6 protein-coding genes are annotated in these 6266 nt (G+C 72.0%); 2 read left to right on the top strand and 4 right to left on the bottom strand.

The genetic code is table 11. The features are described from left to right. Positions 1-116: 116 nt before the first annotated feature. Positions 117-1394, bottom strand: a complete 1278-nt coding sequence (locus tag ABZ848_RS28970; RefSeq protein WP_360836583.1) for a glycosyl hydrolase — start codon at positions 1392-1394, stop codon at positions 117-119. A gap of 99 nt (positions 1395-1493) precedes the next feature. Here ABZ848_RS28970 and ABZ848_RS28965 point away from each other — a divergent pair, with 99 nt between their 5' ends. Together ABZ848_RS28965 and ABZ848_RS28960 are read left to right on the top strand one after the other, a co-directional pair. Beyond that, positions 1494-2795 (top strand): ATP-grasp domain-containing protein, encoded by a 1302-nt coding sequence (locus ABZ848_RS28965; protein WP_360836599.1) that lies wholly within the window; start codon positions 1494-1496, stop codon positions 2793-2795. Continuing rightward, positions 2795-4087 (top strand): NAD(P)-binding domain-containing protein, encoded by a 1293-nt coding sequence (locus tag ABZ848_RS28960; RefSeq protein ID WP_360836581.1) that lies wholly within the window; start codon positions 2795-2797, stop codon positions 4085-4087. Before ABZ848_RS28965 ends, ABZ848_RS28960 begins: the two co-directional genes overlap by 1 nt. Before the next feature lie 57 nt (positions 4088-4144). Here ABZ848_RS28960 and ABZ848_RS28955 read toward each other — a convergent pair whose 3' ends face one another. The 3 genes from ABZ848_RS28955 to ABZ848_RS28945 form a co-directional block, all read right to left on the bottom strand. After that, on the bottom strand, positions 4145-5089 hold the full coding sequence (locus ABZ848_RS28955; RefSeq protein WP_360836579.1) for a chaplin family protein: 945 nt from the start codon (positions 5087-5089) through the stop codon (positions 4145-4147). 120 nt (positions 5090-5209) lie between these two features. Then, positions 5210-5437 carry a chaplin ChpD gene (gene chpD / locus ABZ848_RS28950; protein ID WP_360836577.1) on the bottom strand — a complete coding sequence of 76 codons (228 nt, stop codon included), beginning with the start codon at positions 5435-5437 and terminating at the stop codon, positions 5210-5212. Positions 5438-5702: 265 nt separating this feature from the next. Beyond that, positions 5703-6119: a rodlin gene (locus tag ABZ848_RS28945; protein ID WP_360836575.1), complete on the bottom strand. Its 417-nt coding sequence runs from the start codon at positions 6117-6119 to the stop codon at positions 5703-5705. Positions 6120-6266: the final 147 nt, after the last annotated feature.

Below are 6266 nucleotides of genomic sequence, written 5' to 3'. Positions count from 1 at the left end.
CCGGGGGGGGGGGGGGGGCGCCGGGGGGGGGGGGGGGGGCTCCGGGGGGGGGGGGGGGGGGGGGGGGGGGGGGGGGGCCGGCGCCGGCGCCCCCCCCCCCCCCCCCCGCGCCGGGCTCACCGGATGCGCGACCACCAGTCGAGGCGCATGCACAGCTTCCCGCCGAGCCAGTACTCGACCCAGTCGCCGAGGTCCAGCGGCGAGCAGTTGCCCGGGTGCACCGGCGTCGGGGTCGGGACGGGCGTGGGAGTGGGCGTCGGCTTGGTCGGTACCGGGGTCGGGGTCGGCGTCGGGTCGTCGGTGCGGCCGGAGAGGAACGCGCGGTAGACCGCGGACGACTTCGGGTTGGCCCCGCACTGCCAGACACCGTGCGGGCAGTAGTCGGTCAGCGTGTTGTAGAGCGGTTTGTGCTCGTCCATCCAGGCGAGCATCCGCTTCATGTATTCCGCGTTGTCACCGTTGCGGAAGAGTCCCCATTCGGGATAGGAAATGGGCTTGCCGTGGGTCTTGGCGAAATCCACGTGTTCCTGAAGTCCGTAGGGCTCTTTCACCTGCTGGTCGAACGTCAGCCCGGTCGGCTGGTCGTACGAATCCATGCCGATGATGTCGACCGTGTCGTCACCCGGATAGCACTGCGTCCAGGGAACGGCGTCCCGGCCGCGGGTCGGCGTGAAGTCGAACCGGAATTTCTGGCCCGGCACCGAACGCATGGTGGTGACGATCCTGTTCCAGTACTTCTTCCAGGCCTCCGGGTCGGGGCCGCAGCGAGAGGTGTACGTGATGCCGTTCATCTCCCAGCCGAGCACGATCACCGTGTCCGGCACCTTCAGCTCCACCAGCCGCTCGGCCAGGGCCTTGAAGTGGTGATCGAACGCGCCGGCCGCGCCCTCCCGCAGCAGCGACCGCACCCGCAAGTCGGAGACCCCGTCCTCGTTGCGGTCCAGCATCGGCACGTTGAGGACGAGCATCCGGTCGGCCTTCTCGGTGCGCCAGTCCGCCCACACGTTGAGGATGCCCGGGGGCCCCTCGATGTCGGTCCAGCTGTTGCCGGGCAGATAGGTGTGCCCGACGCGCAGCTCGGCACCGCCCAGCCAGGCGCTCAGCGCGGGCATGCTGGCCACGCCCCGCCCGTCGGAGTTGAGGAAGGCCCCGAAGGCGGGCGTGTCCTGCTTGGGCGGCACGGGAGTCGGCGGCGTGGGGACTGTCGGGGGCGTTGGGGCCGGGGTCGTGGCGGCGGCCGGTGCGGGGACGGTCGGCGTCGGAGCGGGCGGGTCGGCGACCCGCACCACCCCCGCGGCGGATCCCGTGCCCGAGGCCAGTACGGCGGACGCGGCGACGGTCGCCGCGACGACGGCCAGCCGACGGGACCGGGGACGTCGTTTCTTCCGTTCCATGCCCGCTCCTTTCTGAAATGCGGTTACTGACACTCAGTCATATGAACAGGAATTACGCCACCGCCGTTACGGCCAACGAGTGAGAAGAAATTGATGACCGTGTCGCTGTTTGACATCCGTGTCCCCGCCGTTCTGCTGCGGATCGACCGGAATCCCTTTCACCACGGCACGCTCGGCGCCGTGCGCTCGCTCGGCAGAGCGGGGGTCGATGTGCATGTGGTCGCCGATTCCACGGGAAGTCCCGTTTCCCGGTCCCGATTTGTACGTCAGATGCATCCCCCGCCGCCACCCGGTTCATCCGCGCACGAAATCGCCGTCTGTCTGCGCCGGGTGGCCGCCCGGATCTCGCGTCCCGCGGTGCTGATCCCGATGGACGACGCGAGCGCCGTCGCGGTGGGCCGGCTGCGCGAGGAACTCGCCCCCGCCTATCTGCTGCCCGAGATGCCGGTCGCGCTGCCCGAGCACGTCGCCGACAAGGCGGAACTGGCCGACCTGTGCGCGGCCCTGGACGTCCCGCACCCGCCGACGCTGGTCCCGGACAGCCCCGCCCAGGCCGCGAGCGCCGCCTGGCGCCTCGGCCTGCCGGTGGTGGCGAAGTGGAGCCGCCCCTGGCTGGTGCCGACCGGCACCGGTCTGCGCAGCACGGTCGTGGTCCGCTCGGCGCAGGAGGCACGGGAGCTGTACCGGCGCACCGAGGAGGCGGGCAGCCGGCTGCTGCTGCAGGCGTTCCTGCCACCGGGCCCCGAGCGCGACTGGTTCTTCCACGGTTACGTCGACCGCGCGGGCGCCGTCCGCGGCGGCGGCCCCGGCGTCAAGCTGCGGTCCTGGCCACGCGGGGCCGGGCTGACGGCGATGGGCCGCTGGACGGCCAACCCCCGGGTCACGGCCCTCGCCGAGCGCCTCACCACCGAGCTGGGCTACCGCGGCATCCTCGACCTCGACTTCCGCCGCTGCGGCAGCTCCGGCCGCTACCACCTCCTCGACTTCAACCCGCGCCCCGGCGCCCAGTTCCGCCTCTTCGCCGACGGCTCCGATCTGGACGTCGTACGGGCGCAGCACCTGGATCTGACCCACCGTCCGCTGCCGGAGCCGGCGCCGCTGCCCGGCCGCGAGTTCGTCGTGGAGAACTACGCGCCCCTGGCCGCACTGCGCCCCTCCCCCGCGGGCCGCGAGCTCGCCTGGTACGCCCCCGACGACCGCGCCCCCGGCCGCGCCCTGTGGACGCTGTGGGCCCGGCACGTCTCCCGGCGCCTGGTGGACCGACTGCGCGCCCCGCGCCCGGCCGCCGGCGCCCCGGCCCTCCCGCACGTGGTCCACCAGGCGGCCCCCGTCGCGCCCCCCGCCTCCCCTGCCCCCTCCCTCACCGACCTGTCCGACGACGAGAAAGCGAGCAGTTGCTGATGTACGACCTGCTGGTGGTGGGCGCGGGCCCGTACGGCCTGTCCATCGCGTCCCACGCCGCGGCCGCCGGGCTGCGGCTGCGCGTCTTCGGGCGGCCCATGGCGTCCTGGCGCGACCACATGCCCCGCGGCATGTTCCTGAAGTCGGAGCCCTGGGCCTCCAACCTCTCGGACCCGGACGGCCGGCTGCGCCTCGAGGTCTACTGCGCGGGTCAGGGCGTGACCGCCCGGCACGGTGAGCCGATCCCGGTGGAGATGTTCGCCGAGTACGGGCTGTGGTTCGCCCACCACGCCGTCCCGGTGATCGACGAGCGCACGGTGACCCGGGTGGCGCCCTGCCCCGGCGGCTTCGAGGCGGTCACCGAGGACGGCCAGGTGCTGTACGGCCGTGCGGTCGCGCTGGCGGTGGGGGTGATGCCGTTCGTCGAGATCCCGTCCGCCCTGCGCGGCCTGGGCCCGGGCCTGGTCTCGCACAGCAGCCACCACAGCGACCTCGACCGCTTCCGCGGCAAGGACGTCACGGTGATCGGCGGCGGCCAGGCGGCCCTGGAGACGGCGGCGCTGCTCGCCGAACAGGGCACGCGCGTAAGGGTGTTGGCCCGCGCCGACCGCCTCGTCTGGAACGACGTGCCGCCGCCCTGGAAGCGCCCCTGGTGGCAGTCGGCCCGCTCCCCGCACAGCGGCCTGGGCCCCGGCTGGCGCAACTGGTTCTACTCGGAGCGCCCGGGCCTCTTCCGCCGCCTGCCCGAGCCGACCCGCGCCCGCATCGCCGCGACCGCACTCGGCCCGGCGGGCGCGTGGTGGGTGCGGGACCGGGTGGAACCGGCCGTCGAGGTGCTCCTCGGCCACGAGGTGACGGCGGCGCGTGCGGTGCCGGGAGGGGTACGAGTGGAGTTGACGGGCCGCGCGGAGACGTCTCGCCGCCGCGTCCGCTCCCTGGAGACCGAACACGTCATCGCGGCAACGGGGTTCACGGCGTCCTGCGACCGCCTGGATCTGCTCTCCACCGACCTGCGCGCCGCGCTGGGCACGGTGGCGGACGGTTCACCGGAGGTCGGACGGGACTTCGAGTCGACGTACCCCGGACTCTTCATGGCGGGCCTGCTCACGGCCGCCGGCTACGGACCGGCGATGCGCTTCGTGCACGGGGCGACCTATACCGCGGGGGCGCTGGTGCGGGGCGTGCGACGGCATCTGCGGTCGGCGCCGCGCGGGAGTCTGATCGGGCGTCAGTCCACGGGCGGTCTCACGGCGGGGGCGGCGCCCGTCCCGATGCGGGGCGGCACCCCGTAGAACGGGCGCGGGTGCCGGACACGAAGCCGTCCGGCACCCGTCGCACAACCCGGCGCGTCAGCGGTGAGCCGAGGCCCGCCGCCCTCGCCGGTACAGCACGGCCCCGGCCCCGATCATCGCGGCACTGGCACCAGACGCGGCGAGCAGTGCCCCACCGTCACCGCCGGTGTGGGGCAACTGCGGGGGCGTGCTCTGGCCACCACCGGGAGGCGTGCTCTGGCCCCCGCCGGGGGGTGTGCTGTGACCGCCGCCGGGGGGCGTCGAGTGACCGCCACCGGGGGGTGTGCTCTGGCCACCACCGGGAGGCGTCGAGTGACCGCCACCGGGAGGCGTGCTTTCGCCGCCGGGAGGAGTGTGGTCACCACCAGGGGGCGTGTGGTCACCGCCGGGAGGAGTGTGGTCACCTCCAGGAGGCGTGTGATCGCCGCCAGGGGGCGTGTGGTCACCGCCGGGAGGAGTGTGGTCACCTCCAGGAGGCGTGTGGTCTCCACCGGGGGGCGTGTGATCACCGCCGGGCGGGGTGTGGTCGCCACCAGGAGGCGTGTGATCGCCACCAGGGGGCGTGTGGCCGCCACCGGGCGGGGTGTGGTCGCCGTAGCCGCCGCCTCCGCCTCCGTGGTCGCCGTAGCCGTGGTCGCCATAGCCGTGGTCGCCATAGCCGCCGTGGCCGCCGTACCCGGTGTCGTCCGAGTCGTCGTCATCGCCGTAGCCGTGGTCTTCGTACGACATCTCGTGGCTGCGGTGCTTGCCCGAACCCGAGTCGTGCGCACAGGAGTTGCCGAACGTCGGGTTGAGGGCGGCGACCACGTCGACCGAGTCGCCGCAGGCGTTGACCGGGACGTCGACGGGTACCGCGACGTTGTTGCCGGACAGGACGCCCGGCGAGTCCTTGGTGGCCCCGCCCGCGTGCGTGTCGGCGAGTGCGGGGCTGCCGCCGTACAGGGACAGGATGCTCGTCGCGGCGGCGGCCGCGACCATTCCCCTGCTCAGGGTCTGTCGCAATCTCGTGGTCTTCCTGCTTGAAGAAGTGGGAAAAGCCGGCCTTGGAACGGAGACAAGACGTCCAAGGCCGGCCGTGACACAGCCGGGCGGCTGGTGCGTGAGTGTTCGGGTGCTACGTCGTCAGTCGTTGACGCACACGTTGCCGAACGCCGGGTTCAGCGCGCCGATCACGTTGATCGAGTTGCCGCACACGTTGATCGGAACGTGGACGGGGACCTGGATCAGGTTGCCCGAGAGGACGCCGGGCGAGCCGACAGCGGCACCGTGGGCGTCGGCGTCGGCGAAAGCCGGGGCGGCCACGCCGAGGGCCATGATCATGCCCGCGACGACAGCGGCGGTCTTCTTCATGAACTATCCCTTCTCAGCGGTCACGCCCTACTGCATGACCTGCAGGCTGCAAAACGAGGGATAGACAGCCGAAGAAACTACGGAACGTGAGCCGCGGGATAATTCACTCGAACGCCCCGTGTTGAATTGCCAGTTTGACCCGCAAGGAGCAGAAACGCTTCTCTGAGGGAGTAGAGAAAATCAGGAAAACGGACCGGGCGGCCCGCCCGAAAGAGTAAGGCGGGCCGCCCGGGCGGCTCTTGACGAAAGGTCGGCCGACCCGCCGTCAGCTGTCCTTCGCGCCGTTCCCCGACAGGACCGGGATGTTGTCCAGGATGTGCGACAGCGGCTCGTCGCCCTTGGCCTGGGTCGAGTTCTCGGCGCACTGCTGGTTCTGCGGGGCCGACAGGATCGGCACGTCCTGAACTGCGGTGACCGGCACCAGGAGGCCCACGACCGAGCCGACGTTGGCCTTGACCGGGGCGCCGAGGCAGAGCTTGTTCGCCGTGCCCTGGACCAGCGAGGCCTGCGGGCTCATGTCGCCCTTGGTCTCGCCGTTGCCGTACACCTGCGCGGAGCCGTTGCCGTTGGTGGTGGTCACGCCGTCGTCGTTGCCAATGGCCAGCGCCTGGGGGGCGGCCGTCGCCGAGACACCTACGACGGAGGCCGCGATCGCCGCTGCAGCCATTGCCTTCTTGAGCATTTCTCCGGGTCCTTTCCTGACGGAGACACACATTCCTGCTCCCACCTCAACCGAGGTCGCCAGGATTGGTTCCGCGACTTCACCCGTCCGGATTTTCCTGAGCCATTGGAGTGAAGGGGAGCAACCATGCGGGCCGGTGGCAGTTGT

The organism is Streptomyces sp. NPDC047081 (genome assembly GCF_040643775.1).
Lineage (GTDB): Bacteria > Actinomycetota > Actinomycetes > Streptomycetales > Streptomycetaceae > Streptomyces.
The sequence above is the reverse complement of the archived record's forward strand: the minus strand, read 5'-3'. Positions and strand labels throughout refer to the sequence as shown.